Origin of the sequence: uncultured Flavonifractor sp., assembly GCF_944383115.1 — a bacterium.
Classification (GTDB): domain Bacteria; phylum Bacillota; class Clostridia; order Oscillospirales; family Oscillospiraceae; genus Flavonifractor.
This window is the reverse complement of sequence record NZ_CALWOJ010000005.1, coordinates 12,867-37,844: the sequence shown is the minus strand read 5'-3', so window position 1 is coordinate 37,844 and position 24,978 is coordinate 12,867. Positions and strand designations below refer to the sequence as shown.

The 24,978-nt window shown below is 57.3% G+C and carries 29 protein-coding genes and 1 other annotated feature; of the genes, 4 read left to right on the top strand and 25 right to left on the bottom strand.

All coding sequences use genetic code 11. From position 1 onward, the window contains the following. Positions 1 to 107 precede the first annotated feature (107 nt). The 23 genes from Q0K43_RS01315 to Q0K43_RS01205 form a co-directional block, all read right to left on the bottom strand. Positions 108 to 1,295, bottom strand: coding sequence for an AI-2E family transporter (locus Q0K43_RS01315; protein ID WP_297288765.1), 1,188 nt, complete (start codon positions 1,293 to 1,295; stop codon positions 108 to 110). Positions 1,296 to 1,446: 151 nt separating this feature from the next. Continuing rightward, positions 1,447 to 2,676, bottom strand: a complete 1,230-nt coding sequence (gene tyrS, locus Q0K43_RS01310) for a tyrosine--tRNA ligase (protein WP_297288764.1) — start codon at positions 2,674 to 2,676, stop codon at positions 1,447 to 1,449. A gap of 50 nt (positions 2,677 to 2,726) precedes the next feature. Next, positions 2,727 to 2,972: a binding site (T-box leader), on the bottom strand. Positions 2,973 to 3,038: 66 nt separating this feature from the next. After that, positions 3,039 to 4,751, bottom strand: coding sequence for a DNA repair protein RecN (gene recN, locus Q0K43_RS01305; protein WP_297288763.1), 1,713 nt, complete (start codon positions 4,749 to 4,751; stop codon positions 3,039 to 3,041). A 39-nt stretch (positions 4,752 to 4,790) separates the two neighbouring features. Beyond that, positions 4,791 to 5,243 carry an arginine repressor gene (locus tag Q0K43_RS01300; protein WP_297288762.1) on the bottom strand — a complete coding sequence of 151 codons (453 nt, stop codon included), beginning with the start codon at positions 5,241 to 5,243 and terminating at the stop codon, positions 4,791 to 4,793. A 3-nt stretch (positions 5,244 to 5,246) separates the two neighbouring features. Continuing rightward, a complete protein-coding gene (locus tag Q0K43_RS01295) occupies positions 5,247 to 6,110 on the bottom strand; it encodes an NAD(+)/NADH kinase (RefSeq protein ID WP_297288761.1) in 864 nt (287 codons plus the stop codon). Continuing rightward, positions 6,107 to 6,928 (bottom strand): TlyA family RNA methyltransferase, encoded by an 822-nt coding sequence (locus Q0K43_RS01290; protein WP_297288760.1) that lies wholly within the window; start codon positions 6,926 to 6,928, stop codon positions 6,107 to 6,109. The genes Q0K43_RS01295 and Q0K43_RS01290 overlap by 4 nt, the downstream gene beginning before the upstream one ends. After that, positions 6,915 to 8,759, bottom strand: a complete 1,845-nt coding sequence (gene dxs / locus Q0K43_RS01285; protein ID WP_297288775.1) for a 1-deoxy-D-xylulose-5-phosphate synthase — start codon at positions 8,757 to 8,759, stop codon at positions 6,915 to 6,917. The genes Q0K43_RS01290 and dxs overlap by 14 nt, the downstream gene beginning before the upstream one ends. 45 nt (positions 8,760 to 8,804) lie before the next feature. After that, the gene (locus Q0K43_RS01280) at positions 8,805 to 9,266 is read right to left on the bottom strand and encodes a divergent PAP2 family protein (RefSeq protein ID WP_297288759.1); all 462 of its coding nucleotides are present in this window, start codon (positions 9,264 to 9,266) and stop codon (positions 8,805 to 8,807) included. A gap of 7 nt (positions 9,267 to 9,273) precedes the next feature. Further along, positions 9,274 to 10,155 carry a polyprenyl synthetase family protein gene (locus Q0K43_RS01275; protein WP_297288758.1) on the bottom strand — a complete coding sequence of 294 codons (882 nt, stop codon included), beginning with the start codon at positions 10,153 to 10,155 and terminating at the stop codon, positions 9,274 to 9,276. Next, a complete protein-coding gene (gene xseB / locus Q0K43_RS01270) occupies positions 10,152 to 10,388 on the bottom strand; it encodes an exodeoxyribonuclease VII small subunit (RefSeq protein WP_297288757.1) in 237 nt (78 codons plus the stop codon). Before xseB ends, Q0K43_RS01275 begins: the two co-directional genes overlap by 4 nt. Positions 10,389 to 10,419: 31 nt before the next feature. Next, the gene (gene xseA, locus Q0K43_RS01265; protein ID WP_297288756.1) at positions 10,420 to 11,607 is read right to left on the bottom strand and encodes an exodeoxyribonuclease VII large subunit; all 1,188 of its coding nucleotides are present in this window, start codon (positions 11,605 to 11,607) and stop codon (positions 10,420 to 10,422) included. Continuing rightward, the gene (locus tag Q0K43_RS01260) at positions 11,604 to 12,536 is read right to left on the bottom strand and encodes a DNA-binding protein (RefSeq protein WP_297288774.1); all 933 of its coding nucleotides are present in this window, start codon (positions 12,534 to 12,536) and stop codon (positions 11,604 to 11,606) included. Before Q0K43_RS01260 ends, xseA begins: the two co-directional genes overlap by 4 nt. Next, positions 12,536 to 13,024 (bottom strand): transcription antitermination factor NusB, encoded by a 489-nt coding sequence (nusB, locus tag Q0K43_RS01255; protein WP_297288755.1) that lies wholly within the window; start codon positions 13,022 to 13,024, stop codon positions 12,536 to 12,538. The genes Q0K43_RS01260 and nusB overlap by 1 nt, the downstream gene beginning before the upstream one ends. A gap of 189 nt (positions 13,025 to 13,213) precedes the next feature. Beyond that, complete coding sequence (locus Q0K43_RS01250; protein ID WP_297288754.1) at positions 13,214 to 13,594, bottom strand: Asp23/Gls24 family envelope stress response protein; 381 nt, start codon at positions 13,592 to 13,594, stop codon at positions 13,214 to 13,216. 87 nt (positions 13,595 to 13,681) lie between these two features. Further along, positions 13,682 to 14,266, bottom strand: coding sequence for a SpoIIIAH-like family protein (locus Q0K43_RS01245; protein ID WP_297288753.1), 585 nt, complete (start codon positions 14,264 to 14,266; stop codon positions 13,682 to 13,684). Positions 14,267 to 14,278: 12 nt separating this feature from the next. Beyond that, positions 14,279 to 14,821, bottom strand: coding sequence for a stage III sporulation protein AG (locus tag Q0K43_RS01240; RefSeq protein WP_297288752.1), 543 nt, complete (start codon positions 14,819 to 14,821; stop codon positions 14,279 to 14,281). Further along, on the bottom strand, positions 14,818 to 15,309 hold the full coding sequence (locus Q0K43_RS01235) for a stage III sporulation protein AF (RefSeq protein WP_297288751.1): 492 nt from the start codon (positions 15,307 to 15,309) through the stop codon (positions 14,818 to 14,820). The genes Q0K43_RS01240 and Q0K43_RS01235 overlap by 4 nt, the downstream gene beginning before the upstream one ends. A gap of 4 nt (positions 15,310 to 15,313) precedes the next feature. Beyond that, positions 15,314 to 16,411, bottom strand: a complete 1,098-nt coding sequence (locus Q0K43_RS01230; protein WP_297288750.1) for a stage III sporulation protein AE — start codon at positions 16,409 to 16,411, stop codon at positions 15,314 to 15,316. Between the two features lie 22 nt (positions 16,412 to 16,433). Next, complete coding sequence (locus tag Q0K43_RS01225) at positions 16,434 to 16,811, bottom strand: SpoIIIAC/SpoIIIAD family protein (RefSeq protein ID WP_297288749.1); 378 nt, start codon at positions 16,809 to 16,811, stop codon at positions 16,434 to 16,436. Positions 16,812 to 16,822: 11 nt separating this feature from the next. Further along, on the bottom strand, positions 16,823 to 17,017 hold the full coding sequence (spoIIIAC, locus tag Q0K43_RS01220; protein WP_297288748.1) for a stage III sporulation protein AC: 195 nt from the start codon (positions 17,015 to 17,017) through the stop codon (positions 16,823 to 16,825). Positions 17,018 to 17,030: 13 nt separating this feature from the next. Then, positions 17,031 to 17,543, bottom strand: a complete 513-nt coding sequence (locus Q0K43_RS01215; RefSeq protein ID WP_297288747.1) for a stage III sporulation protein AB — start codon at positions 17,541 to 17,543, stop codon at positions 17,031 to 17,033. After that, entirely contained in the window at positions 17,540 to 18,451 is a 912-nt protein-coding gene (gene spoIIIAA / locus Q0K43_RS01210; RefSeq protein WP_297288746.1) for a stage III sporulation protein AA, read from the bottom strand. Before spoIIIAA ends, Q0K43_RS01215 begins: the two co-directional genes overlap by 4 nt. Before the next feature lie 154 nt (positions 18,452 to 18,605). Next, complete coding sequence (locus Q0K43_RS01205; RefSeq protein WP_297288745.1) at positions 18,606 to 19,067, bottom strand: pyridoxamine 5'-phosphate oxidase family protein; 462 nt, start codon at positions 19,065 to 19,067, stop codon at positions 18,606 to 18,608. Between the two features lie 151 nt (positions 19,068 to 19,218). On the opposite strand from Q0K43_RS01205, the gene Q0K43_RS01200 reads away from it, so the two are divergent. Together Q0K43_RS01200 and Q0K43_RS01195 are read left to right on the top strand one after the other, a co-directional pair. Next, positions 19,219 to 19,581 carry an ArsR/SmtB family transcription factor gene (locus Q0K43_RS01200; RefSeq protein WP_297288744.1) on the top strand — a complete coding sequence of 121 codons (363 nt, stop codon included), beginning with the start codon at positions 19,219 to 19,221 and terminating at the stop codon, positions 19,579 to 19,581. A 13-nt stretch (positions 19,582 to 19,594) separates the two neighbouring features. Further along, complete coding sequence (locus Q0K43_RS01195; RefSeq protein WP_297288743.1) at positions 19,595 to 21,448, top strand: heavy metal translocating P-type ATPase; 1,854 nt, start codon at positions 19,595 to 19,597, stop codon at positions 21,446 to 21,448. 43 nt (positions 21,449 to 21,491) lie between these two features. Here the strand turns inward: Q0K43_RS01195 and Q0K43_RS01190 are convergent, their stop codons facing one another. Together Q0K43_RS01190 and Q0K43_RS01185 are read right to left on the bottom strand one after the other, a co-directional pair. After that, positions 21,492 to 22,604: a hypothetical protein gene (locus tag Q0K43_RS01190; protein ID WP_297288742.1), complete on the bottom strand. Its 1,113-nt coding sequence runs from the start codon at positions 22,602 to 22,604 to the stop codon at positions 21,492 to 21,494. After that, on the bottom strand, positions 22,601 to 23,233 hold the full coding sequence (locus Q0K43_RS01185) for a redox-sensing transcriptional repressor Rex (RefSeq protein WP_297288741.1): 633 nt from the start codon (positions 23,231 to 23,233) through the stop codon (positions 22,601 to 22,603). Before Q0K43_RS01185 ends, Q0K43_RS01190 begins: the two co-directional genes overlap by 4 nt. Positions 23,234 to 23,361: 128 nt before the next feature. On the opposite strand from Q0K43_RS01185, the gene Q0K43_RS01180 reads away from it, so the two are divergent. Both Q0K43_RS01180 and Q0K43_RS01175 read left to right on the top strand, forming a co-directional pair. After that, positions 23,362 to 23,751 (top strand): spore cortex-lytic protein, encoded by a 390-nt coding sequence (locus Q0K43_RS01180; RefSeq protein WP_297288740.1) that lies wholly within the window; start codon positions 23,362 to 23,364, stop codon positions 23,749 to 23,751. Between the two features lie 12 nt (positions 23,752 to 23,763). Beyond that, on the top strand, positions 23,764 to 24,966 hold the full coding sequence (locus tag Q0K43_RS01175; protein ID WP_297288739.1) for a peptidoglycan-binding protein: 1,203 nt from the start codon (positions 23,764 to 23,766) through the stop codon (positions 24,964 to 24,966). The last annotated feature ends 12 nt before the right edge of the window (positions 24,967 to 24,978 follow it).

Below are 24,978 nucleotides of genomic sequence, written 5' to 3'. Positions count from 1 at the left end.
CCCCTCTGTGGGAGTACAGACAAAGCCTTTTCTGTATTCTACTATAACCACACCCACCTTGCAAGAGAAAGCAGGGCCGCCCAGATGGGCGGCCCTGCCAATCGGCATTATTGTTTGGATGGGTCTGAGGGTTCCTCCAGCGGCGTGCCATTTCCGTCGATCCGTTTGGTCTTCAGACGTTTGTTGACCCATTCCCGCATGAGAGCGTAAAGCACCGCAAAGGTGGGTACACCCAAAATCATGCCGGGGAAACCGAACAGGCCGCCGCAGGTGACAATGGAGATCAGGACCCAGATGGCGGACAGGCCGGTGCTGTCGCCCAGGATCTTGGGCCCCAGGATGTTGCCGTCAAACTGCTGCAATCCAATGACCAGCGCAAAGAATCGCAGGGCAGCCCAGGGATCCACGATCACCAGGATGAACAGACAGGGAATGGCGCCGATAATGGGGCCAAAGAAGGGAATCACATTGGTAACACCCACGGTAACGCTGACCAGCATGGGGTATGGGATACGGAAAATGGCACACAGGATAAAACAGAGTACTCCAATAATAGCGGAATCAATGATTTTACCGTTGATAAAGCCCACAAAAACCCGGTTGGCATGGCCGCAAATCTCCAGCAGCCGGTCAGAGCGACGCTTGGACACCGTGGCATAAAGCAGCTTTTTCAACTGGGGCACCAGCCGATCCTTTCCTGCCAGCATATAGATGGAAGAAATCAAAGCGGTAATACCGGCAATCACGCCGCTGCCAATGGCAAAGCCAACATCCAGCAACTGGGGCAGTACCTCGGCCGCTTTGGAACTGAGATTGCTCATCATATTCTGGAAATTGCCAAACATATCGTTGATAGCGTCGGCGTCCAGATCAAACTGCTCCGTCAGGTTCTGAATCATTTCGTCCAGGCTGGTCATATACGTCTGCATGTTGCCGGCCAGATCTTTTATGCTTTGAACCACCTGGGGTACGATCAACCCCAGCAGAACGGCTACTACGGCAAAAGCAAGCACATAGACCAGCAGTATGGACAAGACCCGCTTGAAGCGATGGTTAGGAAAGAGTTTGCGCTCAAAAAAGCACATAGGTGTGTTCAATAGATAGGCAATGGCGAAGCCCACGATGAAAGGGGACAACACGCCCATGAACCGATCCACCCGAACAGCTACCACATCAAAATGGTTCAGGCCTACATAAAACAAAATGGCAATCAGCAGAACAATCAGCAGCTGAATGTGGTTGCCATCTAAAATGTACCATTTTTTCTTTTTCTCCCGATCCTCTCTGTCGGACACGGCTGCTTCCTCCTTTGCATCGCCATACACAGCGCCTGCTGACACTTCAGTAATTTTTATTGTACCATGGCCGTCTCTCATCTGCAACCGAGCCGTGAAAAAAAGCAGGCGAAAGGGGCTACCGCTGAAAGCACGGCAGCCCCTTGGTATCTCAGCCCTGGAGAGAGGCCCGGTGGAACACTTTCTTGCCCTTCTTGATCATAACGCCGTCGCCGGAAAGCTGTGCGGCGGACACGGAGGCATTCACGTCGGTGACTTTCTGACCGTCCAGTTCCACCCCTCCCTGCTCAATGAGTCGGCGGGCCTCCTTCTTGGAGGGGACCAGGCCGCACTTGAGCATCAGGTCCAGAATACCGATACTGCCATCAGTGAGCGAGGCGGCCTCCAGTGTGGTGGAAGGCACGTTGCTCATATCGCCGCCCCCTACAAACAGGGCCTTGGCAGCGTCCTGGGCCTTTTGGGCTTCCTCCTCGCCGTGGACCAGCTTGGTCAGCTCAAAGGCCAGAATCTCCTTGGCGGTGTTGAGCTGAGCACCCTCCCACCTGTCCATCTCGTCGATCTGCTCCAGGGGCAGGAAGGTGAGCATTCGCAGGCACTTGAGTACATCCTGATCCCCTACGTTGCGCCAGTACTGGTAGAAGTCGTAGGGACTGGTCTTGTTGGGGTCCAGCCACACGGCACCCGAGGCGGTCTTGCCCATCTTTTTGCCCTCGGAGTTGAGCAGCAGGGTAATGGTCATGGCATGGGCATCCTTGCCCAGCTTGCGGCGAATCAGTTCGGTGCCTCCCAGCATGTTGGACCACTGGTCGTCGCCGCCGAACTGCATGTTGCAGCCGTAGTGCTGGAACAGGTGGTAGAAGTCGTAGGACTGCATGATCATATAGTTGAACTCCAGGAAACTGAGGCCCTTCTCCATCCGCTGCTTGTAGCACTCGGCCCGCAGCATATTGTTCACCGAGAAGCAGGCGCCCACCTCACGCAGCAGCTCAATGTAGTTGAGCTTGAGGAGCCACTCGGCATTGTTCACCATCTGGGCCTTGCCCTCGCCAAACTCAATGAACCGCTCCATCTGCTTCTTGAAGCAGTCGCAGTTGTGCTGGATGGTTTCGGGGGTCATCATATTGCGCATGTCGGTGCGGCCGGAGGGATCACCGATGTAGCCGGTGCCGCCGCCAATGAGGGCGATGGGCCGGTTGCCCGCCATCTGGAGCCGCTTCATCAGGCACAGGGCCATAAAGTGGCCCACATGGAGGGAGTCGGCGGTGGGGTCAAAGCCGATATAAAAGACCGCCTTGCCCTCGTTGATCATCTTGGAGATCTCCTCCTCATTGGTGACCTGGGCCACCAGGCCCCGGGCTTTTAATTCCTCATAACAAGTCATGTCTCTTCTCCTTTTCTGTAATCTCAGCAAAAAACCCTCTGTCCTTTCGGACAGAGGGCGTTAGGTCACGCGGTACCACCTCTGGTTCACCGTTTTCTCACAAAAACGGCCTCATGTCGTGCCAACACACGACGGCGCGGTAACGGGCGCACCCGACACGGCCCTACTAGGGGTCATCCCCGGTTCAGGCGGCTGCTCCAGGGTGTATTTCCCAGCCTGCCCCCTCCCCCTCTCACCAAAACGGGGGTTCTCTTGGCGGGGCAACAGATGGTACTTCTCCCTGTCATTGCAGTTTCATATTGATGTGGATTATAATCTCTCTTTCTCCGTTTGTCAAGCACAAAACGTTTACTTAACAAAAGCTAATTTTTGTGCAGTCGCCTGTAGGCCTCCGCACCGTCAAGCAGTTCCCCGGCGGCATGGAGGGTAGCGTCTGTAATATGTTCTCCCGAGGTGAGCCGGGCCAGCTCTTCGCACCGGCGATCCCGGCTGAGCCGTTCCACCTGGGTGTAGGTACGGCCCTCCCGTTCCCCTTTCTCTACCGAAAAGTGGACATCTGCCATGGCGGCCAGCTGAGGCAGATGAGTGACGCACAGCACCTGCTTGGTGCGGGCCACATCGGCCAGCTTCTCTGCCACCTTCTGGGCGGCCCGGCCGGACACACCGGTATCTACCTCGTCAAAGACCATGGTGCCCACCTGGTCATTCTCCGCCAGCACGTTTTTTAGGGCCAGCATGATGCGGGCCAACTCGCCGCCGGAGGCGATCTTCTGGATGGGTTTCAGGTCCTCGCCCACGTTGGCGGACATAAGGAACTGTACTTCATCCATACCGGTCTCATCCATGGCAAATTCCCCTTGTTTGGGGGAAAAATCTACTTGAAACCGTACTTTTGGCATATCAAGTTGAGCCAATTCGTGTTGAATCCTCTGTTCCAGAGCCTTGGCAGCCTTCTTCCGGGCCTGGCTGAGAACTTGGGCTGCCTTTTGGGCCGCAGCCAAAGCCTTGGCCTGATCCTTCTCCAACCGGGCGATGGTGTCGGTGGAAAACTGGATCTGATCCAACTCCTTTTTGCAGCGATCCAGATAGTCCAGCATCTCCTCCACCGAACCGCCATATTTCTTTTTTAGCCGGTGGAGTACGTCCAGACGGCTCTCGATCTGGTCCAGTTCTCCCGGTTCAAAGTCAAAGCTGTCCCGCAAATCCCGGATCTGCTCAGCTATATCGTCTGCTGCACAGCGCACTTCGGTCAGTTTCTCCAGCAGTTCCGCTGCCTGCCCGCTGATGCGACCCGCCGTATGGAGGGACTGTTCCGCCTCCCCAAGCAGCGCGGCGGCGCCTTCCCGCTCGTCATCGCCGGACATGGCCAGATAGGCACCCTCCACCGATTCCACCAACTTACCGGCATTGCGCAGCAGAGTCCGGCGCTCTGTCAGTTCCTCCTCTTCTCCGGCCCGCAGCTCAGCCCGCTCTAATTCGCCGATCTGGAATTCCAGGCTGTCAATACGCCGGGCTTTCTCCGACTCGTCCATCTGAAGGGCGGCAATCTCCCTCCTGAGGGCTGCTAATGTGTCATAGGTAGTCCGGAATTGCCCCAGTTGTTCTCCTGTGGCGCCAAAGCCGTCCAGGTAATCCAGGTGGCACCGCTCGTCCAACAGCTGCTGACCATCATGCTGGCCGTGGATATTGAGCAGTAAGCGGCCCAGCTGGCGCAGCTGGGAAACGGTAATAAGCCGACCATTGATGCGGCATACGTTCTTGCCATCTGGCTGAATCTCCCGCTGAATGAGCAGGTTGCCTTCCTCATCCGGTCCAATACCGTTCTCCCGGAACCAGTCCAGGTCGGGCAGACCGGTAAATATCGCATTGACCAGAGCAGATTTTGCACCGGTACGGATCAGGTCCCGGCTGGTTCGTTCCCCGATAATGGCGCCGATGGCGTCCACCACAATAGACTTACCCGCACCGGTCTCGCCGGTCAGCGCGTTAAAGCCTCGGTCAAACTGGATATCCGCAGTTTGGATCACCGCAATATTCTCAATGTGGAGCAGAGAAAGCATATCCCACTCACCCACCTAATATTTTGCCTCAAAAATCGCAAACTTGCCCCGCCCTTATTTCAGCATGGCATGGATCTCATTGCAAAATTCCGCTGCATCCTCGTTGGTGCGCATAATGAGGATAGCGGTGTCGTCCCCTGCCAAACTGCCCACCAGGCTGGAAATATCCATGCCGTCAATAGCGGCACAGGCCGCTGAAGCAAGACCGGGCATGGTCTTGAGTACCACAATGTTCTGTGCCACGTCAAAGGAGGTGACACCCTCCTTGAAAATGGTACGCAGCCGGCCAGCAATATTCAGGGAGGCTTTTCGTTCAGAAACGGCATAGCGATAGGTACCATAGCCCGTCAGTTCTTTGATTAAATGGAGTTCCTTGATGTCCCGGGAAATGGTGGCTTGGGTGGATTGTACCCCCCTGGCCCGCAGTTCTGTAAGAAGCTGGTCCTGAGTATCTACATCTTGCTCTGCAATGATCCGCAAAATCTCCTGCTGCCGCTTTGCCTTCATGGCTTATGCACCTCCCAATTTATGGTTTAAAATCTCATAAAACGTCCGGCCGGTCACTCGTACCAGCTTGGTCTTGGACTTGGACATCTTTGTCTCCACCACATCGCCGCCGTTCAGCTTGAATGCCTTGCCGCCGTCTACTGACAAAAAGGCGGTCTTACGGGCCATCCGTCCCAACTTGATGGACACCGTCCGCTCATGGCCCAGCACAAAGGACCGGGCAGACAAGGCATGGGGGCAGATGGGGGTAACAATGATATTCTCTGCTGTAGGTTCCACAATAGGCCCCCCCGCCGACATGGAATAGGCGGTGGAACCGGTAGGCGTACTGATGACCACTCCATCGGCGGACATTTTGGTAATAGTGGTCTTATCCCCCAGCACTTCAAGATCCACCACCCGGGCCACGGCGCCCTTGGTGAGGGCGGCATCGTTGAGCGCAATATCTGAATAAATTACCTTGCCGTCACGCCGTACCGTTACATCCAGCATCATTCGGCATTCCACATCGTACTTTCCGGCGGACAACTTGGATAGCATGGACAGCTCTCCCAATTCCAACTCCGCCATAAAACCTACGCTGCCTAGATTGACGCCCAGAATAGGTACGTTAAACTGGTTGGCATCCTTGGCCGCATGGAGAATGGTACCATCCCCGCCAAAGCACACCAGAATATCAGCGTCTTTCAATTCTTCATCGGTCTGCTTGAAGTGGATGTGCTTGGGGAACTCTATGTTCCCCCCCTCTACGGAAAAGGGCAGACAAACGGCGGTCTCCACCCCAGCAGCTTTTAAAATTTTCTCTGCCGCCTGAGCGGCCTTCAATCCCCGATCCCGATAGGGGTTGGGACTCAATACTACTTTCATTGTCCGGCTCCTTCCAGGGCTCCGTGGGATGCCGCTACCAGGTTTGCCGGATCGCCGGTCCAGGCACCCTTGCCCCGGCCAGCCAACAGGTATCCCAGGTATTCTATGTTGCCCTCGGGTCCTCTGATTGGTGAAAAGGTCATGTCCTTTACAGTAAAATCTGCTTCCTCTGCATTTCGCAGAAACTGTTGGATTACTTCCTGGTGGACAGCAGGATCCCGCACCACGCCCTTCTTGCCCACTTTTTCCCGCCCCGCCTCAAACTGGGGCTTGACCAGGCACACCGCCTCACCGTCCGGTTTGAGCAGGCCCCGGAGGGCAGGCAGGATCAGCTTCAGGGAGATGAAGGATACATCCACACTGGCAAAATCCAGTTCATCGGGAATCTGCTGGTGGGTCAGATACCGGGCGTTGGTTCGCTCCAAACAAATCACCCGCTCGTCGCTGCGCAGTGACCAGGCCAGCTGTCCGTAACCCACGTCCACGGCATATACCTTTGATGCCCCGTTTTGCAGCATGCAATCGGTAAAGCCCCCGGTTGAGGCCCCGATATCTCCGCATACCGCACCGGTTAAATGGAGGCCCTCAAAAGTCTTCATGGCTTTCTCCAGTTTCAGACCGCCACGGCTCACATAGGCCAGGGTCTGCCCCCGCACTTCAATCGGAGCGTCCTCCGGGATCTGGGCTCCCGCTTTGTCAACCTTCTGTTCTTTCACAAAGACCTGTCCGCTCATGATGAATGCCTGGGCACGCTGGCGGCTCTCCACCAGTCCCCGCTCCACCAGCAGTACATCCAGTCTCTTTTTAATGATGGCCATGCCCGCAGACCTCCAGCGCCTTTTGATACAGCGATATTCCGTCCAGCCCACACAGAGTTCGGAGCTGGGATACCGATCCATGAGGAACAAAACCGGAGCCGGTATTCACAAAGGCCAATCGGGCAGAGATCCCTCGCTCCAACAGATCAGCAGCCAGACGCTGCCCTACACAATTGCCTGAAGCAACCTCTTCCGCCACCAACAGCCGTTCTGTTTTTCTGACAGATGCCGCCGCCAGTTCTGCATCCAACGGAGTAATGGTATTAAGTTTGATCACCTCAGCTTGAATACCTTCCCGGGCCAACCGCTCCGCGCACTCCAACAGCGCGTTGATTGTAATGCCATATCCTATTAAGGTAATATCCTGTCCAGTACGCAGCACAACTGCCTCCGCTGGGCCGGAATCATCCTGATAATCGCCCTGGCCGCCCCGCGGATAGCGCACAGCCACCGGCCCATCCACTTCATAAACAGCCCGATGAAGCATGGTCTCCAATTCAGCATAACTGGAGGGGCACAATACCGTCATACCGGGTACTGTATCCAAAAAGGCCACATCAAAAACGCCGTGATGGGTTTCTCCATCTTCCCCCACCAGACCAGCCCGGTCAATGGCAAAGACCACATGAAGCCCCTGGAGCGCTACGTCATGGATCAGCATATCGTAGGCTCTCTGGAGAAACGTAGAGTAGACCGCAAATACCGGGGTCATCCCCTGCTTTGCCATACCGGCAGCCATAGCCACCGCATGGCCCTCGGCAATCCCCACATCAAAGAACCGATCCGGAAAACGTGCGGCAAAACCGTCCAAACCTGTCCCTCCCTGCATGGCGGCAGTGACCGCACACAGTTTGGGATCCTGCTGGGCCAGGCGGCACAGTGCCTGTCCAAAAACAGAGGAGAAGTTTGTCCCGCTGCCCTTCAATACCTCGCCCGTCTCCACACAAAAGCGGCCCACACCATGAAATTGGTCGGGATTACGCTCTGCCGGTGAATAGCCCTTCCCCTTTACAGTTCTGACATGGAGCAGCACGGGCCCCTTCAGATCCCGGGCGTATTTCAGAAGCCGGGTCAGCCGTTTTACATCGTGGCCATCCACCGGACCCAGGTAGGTAAAACCCATATCCTCAAAGAGGCTGCACGGCAGCAGGGTCTCTTTGATGGCGGTTTTGACTTTGTGGGTCACTTTATAGATTCCGCGCCCCACAGGGGTGGCCCCCATAACTTTTCGGTATCCCCGCTTAAAACGCAGATACTGAGGCTTGAGTCGCTGCCGGGCCAGATGATCTGCCACGCCACCCACACTCTTGGTAATTGACATACCATTATCATTCAGAATCACAATCAGTGGTTCCCCGCTGTCGCCGGCATCAGACAGGCCCTCATAGGCCAGGCCGCCAGTCAGAGCGCCATCCCCCAGAAGCGCCAAAACACTATAATTTTTCTTCTGTAAAGTCCTTACCCTTGCCATGCCAAGAGCTACAGAAACCGAGTTGGACGCATGGCCGGCAACAAAGGCATCCGTCTTGCTCTCTGTTGGCTTTGGATAACCCGCCAATCCGCCGAAGCTGCGCAGTGTCTCCATTGCTGCGTTTCGGCCGGTGAGGATCTTGTGGGCATAACACTGATGACCCACGTCAAATACCAGGCGGTCCAGGCCGGTATCAAAGACTCGATGAATGGCAACGATCAGCTCCACCGCACCCAGACTGGACGCCAGATGGCCCCCGGTATGAGAGACCACATCCAGAATGCGGGCCCGCAGCAGACCGCACAGGGCCACAGCCTCGCTGTCAGTCAGGCTGCTGAGATCGTTGGAACATTGCTCCAGACTAAGAATGGTAACACCTCCCGGTGAAGGATCAAATAGCAGGACTCAACTCCACAGCCAGGCGCCCACCAGACCAACCGCAACACCCAGCAGGCCACCCATAATCACCTGAAACGGCGTGTGGCCCAGCAGTTCCTTCAACTCTTTGCCAAAGAGGGCCGGTTTCATTTCCGTCCAGTGGTCCATGATATAGTTGAGAATCTTGGCCTGTTCTCCCGCAGCCTTACGGACGTTGGCGGCATCATACATCACTACAATTGCCACCACCGCTGCAATGCTGAACAGGGGCGAACCCCAGCCATACATATAGCCCACCGCAGCGGCGCAGGCACATACAAAAGCGGAGTGAGAACTGGGCATTCCGCCGCTGGCCACCAGGTAATGCCAGTCCAGTTTTTTCTTGGTCCAAAAGGTAATGATAATTTTCAGGCCCTGGGCAATGGCCCAAGCCAGGATGGCCAGGTTCAGAATCAGGTTGCCAGTGAAAAAGTCGACTACGTTTCCCATATGTTCCTCACTTTTCCCGGCTTGCCAAGGAGCGCGCCAACCAACAAAGGTCGTTCCCTTCCGCTCCAAAGATAGAAAGGGCGTCCACCGCCTCTTCCGTGAGTTCTTCCACCAGCCGGCGGCATTCTTCCAGCCCTTTCAATGTTACAAAGGTATTCTTCTCACTCTTGGCGTCGGAACCCACCGGCTTGCCCAGAGTGGCCTCGTCCCCCACAACATCCAGAATGTCGTCCTGGATCTGGAAGGCAAGCCCTATCCGCTCCGCATAGCGGCATACTGCCTTCCGCTGCTCCTCACTGCCGCCAGCCAGCACGCAACCCATTTCAGCGGCGGCCCGGATCAGCGCACCCGTCTTGAGCCGCTGAAGCTCCTCCACCTCGGTAAGGCCCATGGCATGGCCCTCGCCCGCCATGTCCAGTACCTGGCCGCCCACCATACCCTGAGCGCCGGCAGCCCGGGCCAATACCCCCGCCGCCGCCAGCACCTGCTGTGGCGGCAACGATACAGACGGGTCCAGCATCCACTCAAAGGCCGCCGTCAGCAACGCATCCCCGGCCAGCACCGCGGTAGCTTCACCGTAGACCTTGTGATTGGTAGGCCGGCCCCGGCGCAGGTCGTCATCGTCCATACAGGGCAGGTCGTCGTGGATCAACGAATAGGTATGGATCATCTCGATGGCCCCGGCAAAAGGCAGTACCTGCGCCGGATCGCCTCCGCACAGGCGGCAGGTCTCCAGCAGCAAGACAGGCCGGATACGTTTGCCGCCGGCCAGCAGGCTGTAATACATGGCATCATACAGATCGCCACGGGGCGCACGTCCCTGAAAGCAGCCGTGCAGCCAGTCTTCCACCATGCTTCTGTGCCGGTTCAGTCCTTCCCGCTCCGTCATACCTGCCCCTCCTCAAACGGCTCTTCCACCGGCTGGCCCTCCGGCCCGGCCAACAATTTTCGCACTTTCTGTTCGGCGCTGTCCAACTGGGCGGAACATCCTCCCAGCAGCCGGGTCCCTTCCTCAAAGAGAGCAAGCGCCTCCTCCAGAGAGGCGTCCCCCTGTTCCAGCCGCTTCACAATCAACTCCAGCCGGCCCATGGCCTGCTCAAAGGTCTTTTTCTCTTCCGCCATGTTGTATAAGTCCTTTCCACATATCGTCAAGTTAAATCACTTGACAGGATATCTCCCCATCGGCCACCCGCAGCTTCAGCCCGTCGCCAGGGGCCACGTCGGACACAGACCGGACAACGCCGCCGTCTGTCTTTTGAGGAATGGCGTACCCCCGACCCAGCACCTTCAGGGGGCTGAGGGCGTCCAGTTTGGAAGCCAGCTGCCCAAAACGCTGCCGCTCCCGGTTAAGGGAGGCATTCAGTCCAGCCGCCAGCTTCTCCCGCTGATAATCCAGCACCATCCGCTTATCATCCACATAGTTCATGGGGTCCTGAAGGGCCCGGCACCGAGCGGCCCGGTCCAGATCCTTCCGGGCGGACTCCAGCTTGCGGCCCATTGCCTGGGCCAACCGCCCCTCCATCTGCCGCAGCCACACTGCCACCTCGTTCTGATCCGGCACCGCCAGCTCGGCGGCATTGGAGGGGGTGGCTGCCCGCAGATCTGCCACAAAGTCAGCTATAGTCACGTCAGGCTCATGACCTACCGCAGAGATCACCGGAATTGCCGAGTGATAGATGGTGCGGGCCACGTTTTCGTCGTTGAAGGCCCACAGATCCTCCATGGACCCGCCGCCCCGACCGGTGATGATGAGGTCGGCCACCTGATGCTGGTTGGCCCAGGCGACGGCGGCACAGATCTCACCGGGGGCCTCCGCCCCCTGAACCCGCACCGGCAGAAGAAAGACCTCCGCCATAGGCCACCGGGCCCCCAGAATACGCAGCATATCCCGCACCGCCGCGCCGGCGGAAGAGGTGATCAGGGCGATCCTCTTGGGGAATTTGGGGATGGGCTTTTTGTGGGCGGGATCAAAGAGTCCCTCGGCATACAGCTTCTGTTTCAGCTGCTCAAAGGCCAGATGCAGATCCCCCACCCCCTCCGGGGTCAGAGCGGTGCAGTACAGCTGATATTGCCCGTCTCGGGGAAATACCGCCACCCGACCGAAGGCAATGACCTTCATACCGTTTTCCGGCCGAAACCGAAGGGACATGGCCTCCCGCTTGAACATAACGCAGCGAATGGCGCCTTCCCCATCCTTCAAGGAAAAATAGTGGTGGCCGGAGGGATAGGCCTTATAATTGGAGATCTCGCCCCGGACATAGAGCGCGGTCAGTTCCCGGTCTCGATCCAGCAGGGATTTAATATATTGATTGACCTGAGAAACCGTATAAATTTGGCTCATGCCAGGTCACCCGCCTTTGCAGCGCGCCAGGCGAGGATGGCAACACCCATGGCGTTGTCGGTGGAAAACCGGGGCTGGGCAAACACTGCGCCCAGAGGCTCCATAACCCTCCGCAGTAGGGTGTTAGAGGCCACTCCGCCGGAACACAGTACCGGCACTCCAGGATATTGCTCCAGGGCCGACAGAGTCGCCCGGCGTACCACATCGGCCACTGTCAGCAGGGCAAAGCGGGCAATATCCGCCTGTTCCGTCCCCTGCTCCGCCATGGCCTTGACCTTGTTTTCCATGCCGGAGAGAGAGAATGTAAAGCCGCTCAGCTTTACATTAAATTTTTGATCTTTCCCCCTCTGGGCCAACTCGTCCATCGCCTTACCCGCCGGAAAATCCAACCCCAGCAATACGCCGGTACGGTCAATAAGCTGCCCGGCAGAGATATCGCTGGTACCGCCCAGCAGAGTCGCCTTGACGTTTACGCCCTCCGGCTCCACATAGAGCAGTTCAGTGGTGCCGCCGGACAAATGCCAGGTCAGAATGGGCCGATCCAGCAAATCCATTCGTCCTGCCGACCATGCGGCGGCGGCTATGTGGCCCTGTTGGTGTGAACAAGCAAAAAAAGGCACGTTCAAAGCAGCAGCCAAGGTACGCCCTTGACTTTCCCCTGCCAGAAAGCAGGGCATATAAGACCCCTCCACTGCCCTGGGACGAGTGGAGGCGCCTACGGCAACAATATCTGTCAGCCAATCTTCCTGCTTCAACTGTTGGATGCGTCCGGGCAGAGCCTTGACGTGCTGAAACAGTGCATCGCTCTGCCGCAGGCCCAGTTCGCCGGGACGTACTTCCAGCAAACGACCGACATTTTCCCCTTCCGCCCCGTCAAAGACAGCGGCAGATGTGGTGTAGTTACTGGTGTCGATGCCAAGAGCGCGCATCACACCTGGGCCTCCGGCTGTTCCTTCAGCCCCACCGGGTCAGGGATGTGTTCCCCACGCACGAAAGAACCCAGAATCCCGTTGACAAAGGAGACCACTTCCGGCTCCTCGTAATGCTTCACCAACTCCAGCGCCTCATTGATGGCGGCGGCATTGGGAATGTCCTGCATATACAGGATTTCATACATGGCCACCCGCATAATGGCGACCGCCACCCGATTCAGCCGGGAGAACTTCCACCCAATTGCATATTTAGAAATATATTCGTCCAGTTCAGGGCCATGCTCATATACGCCCTCTACCAGCCTTGTGATATAGGCGCGCTGGGCCTCATTGGGAAACTCAGCATACAAAGGCTCCTCTTCCCCAATGAGCGCAAACATCTTTCGGTTCAGAGCCTCGTCCAACAGTTCACGGGCGGTCTGCCCGGTAAAGCCCAACTCGAAGGTCAGGTGGACGGCAATCTCTCGGGCGGCAGTTCTGGTCATTGTGGTTCCTCCATTACGGCGTTCTGCGCCGGTGATATTCATAGTTACTATGATTATACATCAGGTATATACAAAAAGGAAAGAGTTAATTCAAATATCCCCTCCAATTCCCACGTTCTCTTTCCAGGACAAACCGGCAAATGCCCACAAAAAAACCGGGGCAGGTTCTCTGCCCCGGTTTCCGACCGCTTATTTGTGATCCTTGTCAAACGTAATTCCGGCCACATGGACATTGACATGCTCCAACGTCAGGCCGCTGGTGTTTTCAATGGCATTATGAACCGCGCTCTGTACCTCTTTGGCCACATCAATGATGGTGTAGCCATATTTGACCAGCAGGGATACATCCACCCGGATGCTCTCCCCTACCACGGTGATGCGGATGCCTTTGGACAGATTCTTCTTTCCGCCCAACAGTTCCGCGATATCGCTGCTCAGGTTGGTGGACAGACTGCCCACGCCCTCCACTTCGGTGGCGGCCGCCGCCGCGATCACAGCCAGGACATCCTCCGAAATATGGATGTTACCCAGCTCGTCAGGCCGGGAGATATATTCCTTTCCATCGCCCATACCGGTCACGCTCCTTTTGTGTACTATGGATCCATTTTACCACAAATCAGAAAAAATACAACTGATTTTTGATGGCGGCCAGCGGGCTTAGGGCTGCGCCTGGATGATGGTGATATCGCTGGCCTCCAGGCCAGTCTCATTGGTGACGATCTCGGTAATGCGGGCTACATCGGCGTCAGTAAGCCCCTCTTCTGTTGCGGATACCACCACGCTGATGCTGCCGTCGCTGATAAAGGCTACGCAATCGGCATATCCCTTCGCGGTAACCAGGTTCTCGATCTGGGCCTCGGACACCGTGTAGTCGGCCAGCGTCTGGATGGCCTGACCGGTCTCGGCCTTCATGGTCTCAGTGGCGTTGGTATCGGCGGCAGCCTCCTGAAGGATGGACAGGGCGCTGTCCCGGGCCTGCTGACGGTTGAGCCGGGCCGTATCAAAATAACCGGTCGTTTTTCCGCTGGAACTGGGTGCCGGCGACGCGGACAGGTCGGTCGACGGAGCCGGGCTGGTCTTGAGCAGCGGGTCCGCCGATTGCATGGATACCAGTTCCGCTTCTCCCAGCGTCTTGCCTGCCTCTTCGGTCTTTCCCTTCTGATAGGACCAGTTTAGATACACCGCTCCGCACACGAAAAGTACTACTGCGGCCACCACCGCATTGCGTTTCCAAACATTCATACTGATACTGCCTCACTTTCCTTTTGATACTGAGATCTTATCGGCCCCCAAACCGGTAAGCGCACCAACCGCCTCCACAACCCGCAGACGCACCGAAGGGTCGTTACCACCAGAGCATATCACAAGCGCCCCTTGAAACTGGGGCGAAAGCTGTTGGATGACCACCGGCTCCTGATTTCCTGATCCTCGGGAAATCACCACCGTAGACTGGGAGGACTCGCTCTGCTCCTCCCGTACCGAATGCTTGACATCCTGGGCCAGCACCTGGCTGGGACCGCTGCGCAGGGTGAGTACCACCTGAACCTCACCCACCCCGTCCATCTGGGCCAGCGCCTCCTCCAACCGGCCCTCCAGTTCCTTCGTTTCAAATTCCACCTCCTGGACGCTCTGCTGCTGCGGCTCCTGCTGCTCCGATGCGGTGAGAGCGGGCAGTACCATCATAGCGATTCCCGCTGCCACTACCAGCAGCGCGTATTTATATCGCCGGAACAACGCGTGGATACGTTCTTTCCATGGGATTATAATTTTCTCCGCCTCTGGCTCCCGCTGTTTCATTCCGTCCCCCCGCTTTCGTAATACTGCCGATCCGCCGGGATCGCAAAATCGGTCTCAATTTGTTTGGTGAGTTTCTCTTTCTCCTCCCTGGTCAGATTGCCGGTGATGGTAACGATCTTGGGGACAGGGTACTCCGCCGCCTCGTCAGCTTCAACCTGCACTTGGCAGTCAATGCCCAACGCTGCCGCCTTGTCCTGAATATATGCGGCAGACTGAGCTTCTATGATGTCCATCATCAGGGTTTTATTCTCCTCCTCCATCTCCCGGGCGGACCACTCCGCATCCATCCGGTATTCCGTCATGGCCCGGGTAAGGGCAGAACCATCCAGTTCCAACAATGGTTTAACTACCGCCAGCAGCAGGAGCAAACCGCCCGCCAACCTAGCCGCTCGCTTAGGTCCGCCTGCCGGTGAAAGTCCTTCCGCCAGGGCAAGAATCATGGCTGCACAGGTCACTCCCATCAACCATTTTCCCAATAACTCTACCATCCCTTTACCCCCCAGCTACAGACACGGCGGAAACCATGGAGATCATCAGCAGCAGTGCGCATGAGCCGGTCATGCCCAGAATGAGCCCAAAGGCGCCCCCAATCTGATCTATGAGGGCAGCCACCCGACTGCCTGACAGGGAGGCGCTCAGAGCCGAGGACACCTTATAAGTCAAATAATGGAATCCCAGTTGCAGGAAAGGCACCAGGCAGATGCCAATCACCACCAACATGCCGAACACACCTACCGTATTCTTTAGTACTCCGGCGCCCGCCAGTACGGTCTCCGCCGCATCAGACAGGATGCCGCCCACCACAGGTACCATGCTGGACATGGTAAATTTGGCAGCCTTGACGGTCATAGCGTCCGTGGTGCCCGCAATCACTCCGCTAATGGTCAAGTAAGTGACAAAGAGAATCAGCACCCCTGTCAGTACCGTGGTCACCGCCCATTTCAGTGTTGCGGCCATCCGCTTGAGGCCCTCGTTGCCTACCGCCGCCCAGGCCACGCAGGCAGCGATGTAAGTGTATACCAGGGGCAGCAGCACACGATTGATCAAGGTGATGAGTACATCGGAAAACAACATGGTTGCCAGCTGCCTGGCTACAGCGCCTCCTGGTGATCCGGCAGCGGAGGCCGCCGCCGTGACCGCCGGCAGCAGCAGCTTGGAAAAAGCCTCCATGTGGTCAATGGCCTCCCTGCCCATGCCAATGAGAGAATTGGCGTCCACCGCGGCTACCGCCGTCACCGCCAGGGCGCCTACCAGCGCCACCACATCCATAGGTCCCCGGCCTGCGCCCATTCCTTCCGCCAGAGAGCAAAAAAGCACCACAGCCAGCAGCAGAGCGCCGCTGCGCAGCGCCTTGCGGATCACACCACCGATCTCGGCACTGCCGGTATCCAGGATCTGGTCAATGCTGCCGTCCAGGTCCAGCCCCGCAGCCAGATCCGCGTTGGGGACCCACTCTGCCCCAGCATTCTCCAGTCCATCCAGATCGAGGGCCTCGGCCTGGGCGTCCAGAACTCCTTCACTGGCCGAGGCGGCGCTTATCCAGGCCAGCAGCAGGAGCATTCCCGCAAAGACTGCGAGCCATCTTCTCATTGGTAGTCTCCCCTTTTCTCCATTACAGCAGTGCCGCTATCGTATCCAGGACAGCCCGAAGCAGGGGCAGGGCGGTACACAGGGCCAGGGCCGAGCCGGCGGTCTCCGTTACGGCTGCAATCCCGCCCTCTCCCGCGTCCTTACATACCTGGACGGCAATATGAGTCAGGATGGCAATACCTACCGTCTTAATGACGGGGGCCACCACCGCCGGAGAGAGGCCCGCCATGTCCTGTAAATCCTCGGCCATGGCCACCACATCTTCCACCGCACCCAGGGCAAGCCCCAGAATGATTGCCCCGGCGGCAAGAGAGAGGACCAAAGCCAGCTGCCGGGCGGTACCCTTTATCATCACCGCGCACAGGGCGGCAATAACTGCAACCGCCCCAACCTTCAGCATGGTCTCCACGGCTACAGCCCAAACAGATCCTTGACCAGCGTAAACAGGCCGCTGATCTGCTGGACTACCATCATAAGGACCACTACCAACCCGGCCAGGGTGGTCATGGTAGCCTGCTCATCCCGGCCAGACCGGGAGAGTACCTGATTGAGAACCGACACCAAAATTCCGATAGCGGCAATTTTAAAGATCAGATCCACATCCATTTTCTTCGCTCCTTCACAGCAGCAAGATCACCAGCAGTCCGCCGGAAGCAAAGCCCAATACCCGGTACATCCTGCCCCGCTTTTCTCCATCCTCACGGGCCAGTTCAGCTTCTCTGGCCAACTCTGTTCCCGCATGTTCCAAGGCGGTGCGCAGACCGGACTCTTCAAATCGGCCCAGCACTTCACCCAGCTCATCCAACACGACAGCCGCCCGGCCATCCAGATCCAGAGCCGTCTCTGACAGGGCCGATCTCCAGATCTCAGCCAAAGAATGCTCCCCCAATTCCTCCATACCCCGGCGGCAGCGGTCAAACAGTTCTCCCACCGGCGACGGGTATTCTTTGGCCAACCGCTCCATCAGCTCCGGCATGGGGGTGAGCCGAAAAGCAATCTCGCGATCCATCTGTTCCATTGCTCCGGCCAGCTGCCGAAGCACATTGACCCGACGGTTCAGCCGCCCGGCAGCGGCAAATCCCAGGAAGGCCCCGCCCCCCGCCGTCAGCAGAGCCCCTATCAACCGGATCACAGCCTGGTCACCTGGCAGTCCCGCCCGGTTTCCCTCCGGGTGAGTACCACCAGTCTTTTAAAACAACAGTTTTCCAACAGCGGGCGGTACATGGGTCTTGTCTTCAGATCGTCCAGGCCTGCGGCATGGGCAGTGCATAGCAGGCTCACTCCGCAGTTGGCCGCCAGTAGCAAGGCGGCACAGTCCTCTGGGGCAGTGATTTCATCAGCAGCCAGTACCTGGGGATTCATTCCCCGCAGCAGCATCATTAACCCTGCCGCCTTGGGGCAACCATCCACTACATCAGTTTGCCGCCCCACATCAAATTGCGGCAAACCGTGATACATGGCGGCCAGTTCTCCCCGCTCATCCGCCACGCCTACCCGCAAGGCAGGATGGTCTGTCCCGTTGGACAGACGGCGGATCAAATCCCGCAGCAGGGTAGTCTTACCACCTCCCGGTGGTGACAGGATCAGCGTACTCTGGAAGGTATCTCCCTCCCACAGCTTGTCCGCCACCGAGGCGGATGCCCCCAGCACCTCCCGCGCAATACGGATGGCCAGTGAGGACAGATGCCGCAGATTAAAAATTGCACCGTCTTTCACTACCGCGCTGCCGCAGATGCCGATGCGGTGTCCCCCAGATACGGTAAAGTAACCGCTGCGCACCTGCTCCATAGCGGTATGAGCGGATGCCCTGGTGGCAATTTCCACCACTAGGTTCAGATCTCCAGCCTGTACCGGCTCGTCATCCGGTACCAGTCGCTCCCCCTGCGGGCATACCACCGTCATGGGGCGTCCTGCCCGCAGACGCAACTCCTCCGCCACCGCCTGATAAGCCTTGTCCACCTGTTGGGCACGGCGGCGCAGGTGAGGCGGCAGCAGAGCAGCCGCCTGTAAATACCGCATCACGTCCCCTTGTTCCCTCATGTCGTCACATCCTTCTTTGGTATCTGCAACATACCTATGAGGGCCCGTCCTTCTTTATGACCATAAAAAAGTGCGCCTGCCGTATCCACGGCAGACGCACAAACTAACCCAAAAAGATTTGATTCAACTCTCCCAGAACCCCGGAACGCCTCTCCTACTGGCTGCACAACCGCTCCCGTCCACTGACTGTATCCAAGTCAATCCGCCATACGGCAGTTCGGGGCAGGTGCTTCTCAATGACCTCCTCCACCCGGTCCGGATAGTCCGGCGCATATTTGCGGCAGATCGCCCGCAAGGCCACCTTCTGCTCTTCCAGGTCCGTCACCTCATGCGCCATCCCCCGAGCCACCGCGCTGGTAAACTCCGTCTCATACGCCTGCTGTACCACCCGCTGGTTACCCACGGCAGTGAGGCATACCTGCGGGTGCAGGCGCAGGCAGGCCAACTTCTCTCCCCGCTGTGCGCTGTGAAAGTAAACCGACTCACCCACCAAAACCCCGTTTAACGGCATACAATAAGGCAAACCCTTCTCATCCATCACCGCCAGCACCATATACTGGCATACCTCCAAAGCCCGCAGGCCCACCATCCGTCCGTCCTCCCGCTGCATGTCCATCCTTCCCTTCCGCCTCAAAGAGGCCTTTTCTTTATCATACCTCCCACGCCTCACTGGGGCAAGAAAAAAGTTTTTGCGCTTGACATCCTGCGCTCTATGTATATAATAATATATGAACAATAATTCATATGTTATAGAAAGGGTGGTATTCATGACCGACAGCAATGGTGTAGAGCGGTGCGATTACAGCCACGTTCATCAGGAGATCGTGGAGCAGGTGGAGCGCGCCATGCCGGAGGATGAGATCCTCTATGATCTGGCGGAGCTGTTTAAGATCTTCGGGGACTCCACCCGCATCAAGATTTTGTATGTACTTTTTGAGTCGGAGATGTGCGTATGCGATATTGCCAAGCTGCTGGGCATGACGCAGTCGGCGATCTCTCATCAACTGCGTTCATTGAAGCAAAGCAAACTGGTTAAATATCGCCGGGAGGGTAAAACCGTATTCTACTCACTGGCAGACGGCCATGTACGCACCATTCTGGGCCAGGGTATGGATCACATTATGGAATAAGGAGGACAATACCATGGAGCGGGAACAAAAACAAACGTTGATCCGCATTCTGGTCACTGCCGTTCTTTTTGTAGCTGCCTTTATTTTCCCTATTGCGGCTCCGTTTCGGCTGGCGGCCTATCTCATTCCTTACCTCATCATCGGGTATGACGTGCTGTGGCGGGCTGTACGCAACATTGTCCACGGCGAAATCTTTGACGAAAACTTTCTGATGGCTCTGGCTACTGTGGGCGCACTCATGATTGGAGAGTATCCGGAGGCGGTGTTTGTCCTGCTCTTCTATCAGATCGGCGAACTGTGTCAGGACTGCGCGGTGGATCGTTCCCGGCGATCCATTGCCCAACTGATGGATATCCGTCCTGACTATGCCAACGTTGACACGGACGGCCAGCTGCATCAGGTATCCCCGGAGCAAGTCGCAGTTGGAGATAGTATCGTCATAAAAGCTGGAGAGCGCGTCCCGCTGGATGGTGTGGTATTGGAAGGTACTTCTGCCCTGGATACCGCCGCTCTTACCGGCGAATCGCTTCCCCGACAGGTTCAGCCCGGCGACGACGTGGTTTCCGGTTGCGTCAATCTCTCCGGGTTGCTGAAGGTACAGGTCACAAAAAACTATGCCTCATCCACCGCATCCAGAATTTTGGACCTGGTGGAGAACGCCAGCAGCAGGAAGTCCAAAGCGGAACATTTTATCACCCGGTTTGCCCGGTATTATACGCCTGTCGTCGTGCTGGCTGCCGTTGCACTGGCCGTCCTGCCTCCGCTATTCACCCCTGTTGGTTGGCTGGACTCCATCCAGCGGGCCCTCAATTTCCTGGTGGTATCCTGTCCCTGTGCGCTGGTGATTTCCGTGCCGCTGTCCTTTTTCGGCGGTATCGGCGGTGCCTCCCGGGACGGCATCCTGGTGAAAGGCGGAAATTATCTGGAAGTGCTGGCAAAGGCAGAGATCATCGTGTTCGACAAAACCGGTACGCTGACACAAGGCGTTTTTAACGTCACTGCCATTCACCCTGATCACTGTGACCAGGCACATCTGCTGGAACTGGCGGCACTGGCAGAATCCGTCTCGGATCATCCCATCGCACATTCGCTGATGGAGGCTTGGGATCAGCTTCCTGATCGCAGTCGTGTGACGCAGGCAGAAGAATTGCCCGGACGGGGCGTCCGGGCAATGATAGACGGTAAACTGGTATGTGTCGGCAACGAGAAACTGATGGAGGAAATCGGCGTGGCCTGGCATCCCTGCCACCATGTTGGTACCACAGTTCATGTGGCTGCCGATGGCAACTATTTGGGGCATATCGTTATTTCCGACCAGATAAAACCAGATGCAAAGGAAGCTATTTCCGCTTTAAAAGCTGCTGGTGTCCGCAAAACGGTCATGCTCACCGGCGATGCCCAACCGGTGGGAGAGGCAGTTGCCGCCCAGTTGGGGATAGACGAGGTCCATGCCCAACTGCTTCCCAACCATAAAGTGGAACGGGTAGAGGCTCTGCTTGCAGAAGTATCTCCCAAAGGGTCGCTTGCTTTTGTTGGTGACGGCATCAACGATGCCCCTGTCCTCGCCCGTGCCGACGTCGGCATTGCAATGGGCGGCCTGGGCTCCGATGCCGCCATTGAGGCCGCGGATATCGTATTGATGGACGACAAGCCTTCCAAGCTGGCCCATGCAATCGCCATTGCCCGGCGTACGCTGGTCATTGTACGGCAGAATATCGTTTTTGCCCTGGCAGTCAAATTGCTGGTGCTGACCCTTAGCGCCCTGGGCCATGCCAACCTGTGGCAGGCGGCGTTTGCTGATGTAGGCGTGTCTTTGATCGCAATCCTAAACGCTATGCGAGCTATGAGGGAACCAAGAAAATTCTAAAACATGAGGAACCGCCGGTCAACCGACCGGCGGTTCCTCATGTTTAATTCAGGCGCAAGGCAGATACCGTGTTCAACACAGTCTGCATGGCCGCTTTGTCCATATCTCCGCCGGACGCGGTCTTGTCCAGCAGGATGCCGCCGCTCTTAGCGGGAGCAGAGAGGGCACAGCAGGACAGATACACCACCTGAGCCCTGAGGAAGCCACCTGCCTCCAACATGGTACGTTCGCTCTGACGAATCACGCCCAGACGTACCCCGGCCTCCATGGCCGTCTGCCAGGTGAAGTCGGGAGTGGTTCCAGCCTCAGAGTAGCCCAGAGCCCGCAGTACAAACGTCATATACTCCCCTACCGTAATGGTATTGTTAGGAGCAAATATCATCTGCCCAGCTCCATTCTGGCCGATACCGGTGGTATACCCCTTTTCATAGGCGTACGCCAAATAGCGGTCTGCCCAACTGGGGCTGTCGGCAAAGGGATTGACCGCCGTGCTGGACAGAGCGGCCTGCTCCTCCCCCAACAGACGGATAAACATGACCAGTCCTTCCACCCGGACCGGCTGACGCTCCAACTCATAGCCGGAACCGTAGGTAGCGCCTGTCCCCTTCAAAAGTCCCATCTGGGTAAGCCCGTCCGCCATAGCATTATAATCCACATTCCCGCTGGCGGAAAGCGTATAACTCCCCTCCACACAAACCACCGCAGTGTCCGAGGTCACAGTTACCGCTACTGCGGCGCTCTCCCCGGCCAGGCAGCGATGACGCGCCGTCAGGGCGCCGCCTGAAGCAACCGTACCGCCGGCTGTTACATCCACCAGCACGCCGCCCGAGGCGGTGGCGCTGCCTGCCAGCAGCATGATCCCCGAACCGGGCGTGAGGGTAAGCACGTCCCCCTTCTTGAACCGCAGATCATTCATTCCGGACGTGCCGCCCGCCTGGGCCAGGTAGCCCGAATGTTTGCTGCTAAGTTCATTCAGAGCCTGATTGTAGGCGGAGGCCATCTGTTCCTCCACCCGCTGCTCTGCCTGCTCCAGGGCCTGATTGGTAAAGGTGTCGTCCAGATAACTCCTGGACACCAAAGATGGATCGGCGGCCACCACCGCCCCACAGCTCACCAGGATCACTCCGGCAAGCAAAACTGCCGCTGCTTTTTTCATGTATCCTCCGAAATCATATAACTGAGGGCAAGAAGGCTGTCGGCAAAGTGGACGTCTTCAATGACCACGCCTGGCGCCTCCACCGTCAATTCGCTGTTGGTAAAATTCCAGATACCCCGTACCCCTGCGCGGACCAGGCGGCCCGCAGTGGTATTGGCCGCACTGCGGGGTACAGTCAGCACCCCTATGCTGGCTGGATGCTCCGCCAGATACTCCTCCAACTGGTCCACATGATAAACCGGTATGCCGGAACGAGTCTGCCCCACGATCTCAGGCGCCACATCAAAGGCGGCGGCAAGAGTCACGCCGGAACGCTCAAAATGAAAGTTCTCCATCAGGGCGCGGCCCAGATTGCCCGCGCCCAGAATGACTGCGGTATGCCCACGGTTCATGCCCAAAATATCGGCAACTTCTCCCCGCAATTTCTCTATGTTATAGCCGTAGCCCTGCTGGCCAAATTCACCAAAGCAGGACAAGTCCTGCCGGATCTGGGAAGCAGTCAGCCCCATAGACCGGCCCAAGGCGCTGGATGAGATGCGCTCCACCCCGGCCAGGTGCAGATCTGTCAAATGACGGTAATAGCGCGGCAGACGCCGGATCACCGCACTGGACACCTTTTGCTTTCTCATGCTCCATCACACTCGTTCCAGAGGAAATCTTTCTTATTCAGTTTACTCAAAACTGGCCCCCCTGTCAACGCCTGCGGGACAATTCCTCTGCTTGCGGCATAGAGTGGATAGAAAAGGAGGAATGCAACTTGGCTGCTACAGGAACCATTCTGACCCGGGTATTTACTTCGCGGGCTCAGATTCCCGTAATAGGCGCTACGGTAGCCTTTACCCAGCGCGGCACTGAAGGCCGTCATGCCTTACTGGCCCTTCGAGTCACCGACGCCAATGGCCGTACCGCCCCCGTTCGGGTAGGGACGCCCGACCCCTCTGCCAGCGAATCTCCCGGTACTGTCGAGCCTTTCGCCGTATGTGATATCTGGGTGGAAGCCCCCGGCTATGAGCTTCTCGTGGTGGAAAATATCCAGATCTTCCCCAATACTCAAACGCTGCAGGAACTGGAACTGATCCCGCTGCCCGAACAGACGGCTGCCCTTCTTCCAGAAAATCCTGTAAACATCCCGCCCCAAAACTTGTAAAGGAGGGATATTATGCCGGAAACTTTGCCCATTACCCCCTATGTGCCCCAGTATATTACCGTCCATCTGGGCGCCCCCGGGTCCAACGCGGAAAACGTCACCGTCTCCTTTCCGGAGTATGTAAAAAACGTGGCCTCCAGCGAGATCTATCCCACCTGGGAGAAAGCTGCGCTCCAGGCCAACATCCTGGCCATCATCTCTTTCGCGCTCAACCGGGTCTATACCGAGTTCTACCCCAGCCGGGGCTACCCCTTTAACATTACCTCCTCCACCGCCTATGATCAGAAGTTCATCAAGGGGCGCAACATCTTTGAAAACATCAGCCAGCTGGTGGATGAGATGTTCAACTCCTACATACGGCGCATCGGCTTTGTGGAACCCTTGGCTGCCAAATTCTGCAATGGTACCACCGTTACCTGCGACGGCTTGTCCCAATGGGGCAGCCAGGCGCTGGCAGAGGACGGTGCAGACTACATGACCATCCTCCGCTCCTACTACGGCGACAACATCGAGTTGGTCACCAACGCCCCGGTAAAAGGCATCCGATACTCCTATCCCGGCTACCCCATCCGCCGCGGCGACACCGGCGAGGCGGTCCAGCGCATTCAGGTCATGCTCAACCGTATCTCCCGGGACTATCCCGCCATTCCAAAAGTCTATCCGGTGGACGGCGTCTACGGTCCGGCCACCGAGGCGGCGGTCAAAAAATTCCAGGAGATCTTTGACTTGACGCCCGACGGTATTGTGGGCAACTCTACCTGGTACAAGATGGTATTCCTCTATGTGGGGGTGCTGGATCTGGCGGAACTTATCAGCCAGGGCCAGACCTACTACCCTGGCAGCGGCAGCCAGCCCTTCCCCAGTGTGCTGCGGGAGGGAAACCGGGGGGAGCCGGTCAAGGTGATACAGTACATTCTGTCTGTCGTGGCGGAATTTTACAGCAACATCCCTTCGGTGGCCATCGACGGCATCTACGGCCCTGCCACCAAAAACGCAGTCATTGCCGTACAGCGTATGAGCGGCCTGCCTCAGGACGGCATCATGGGTCCCCAAACCTGGGCCGTTCTTTATCGGATGTATGCGGGCATTGTGGAAACAGTGGAGACCTATACCAACGTAATCCCGGAGCAGTTCCGCCCTGACTTGCCTGAGAGTCAGGCAACCGGTCTGACTCAATATCCCGGCCAGCCCCTGACCCTGGGCTCTGCCGATTAGAGAGGAGTATCC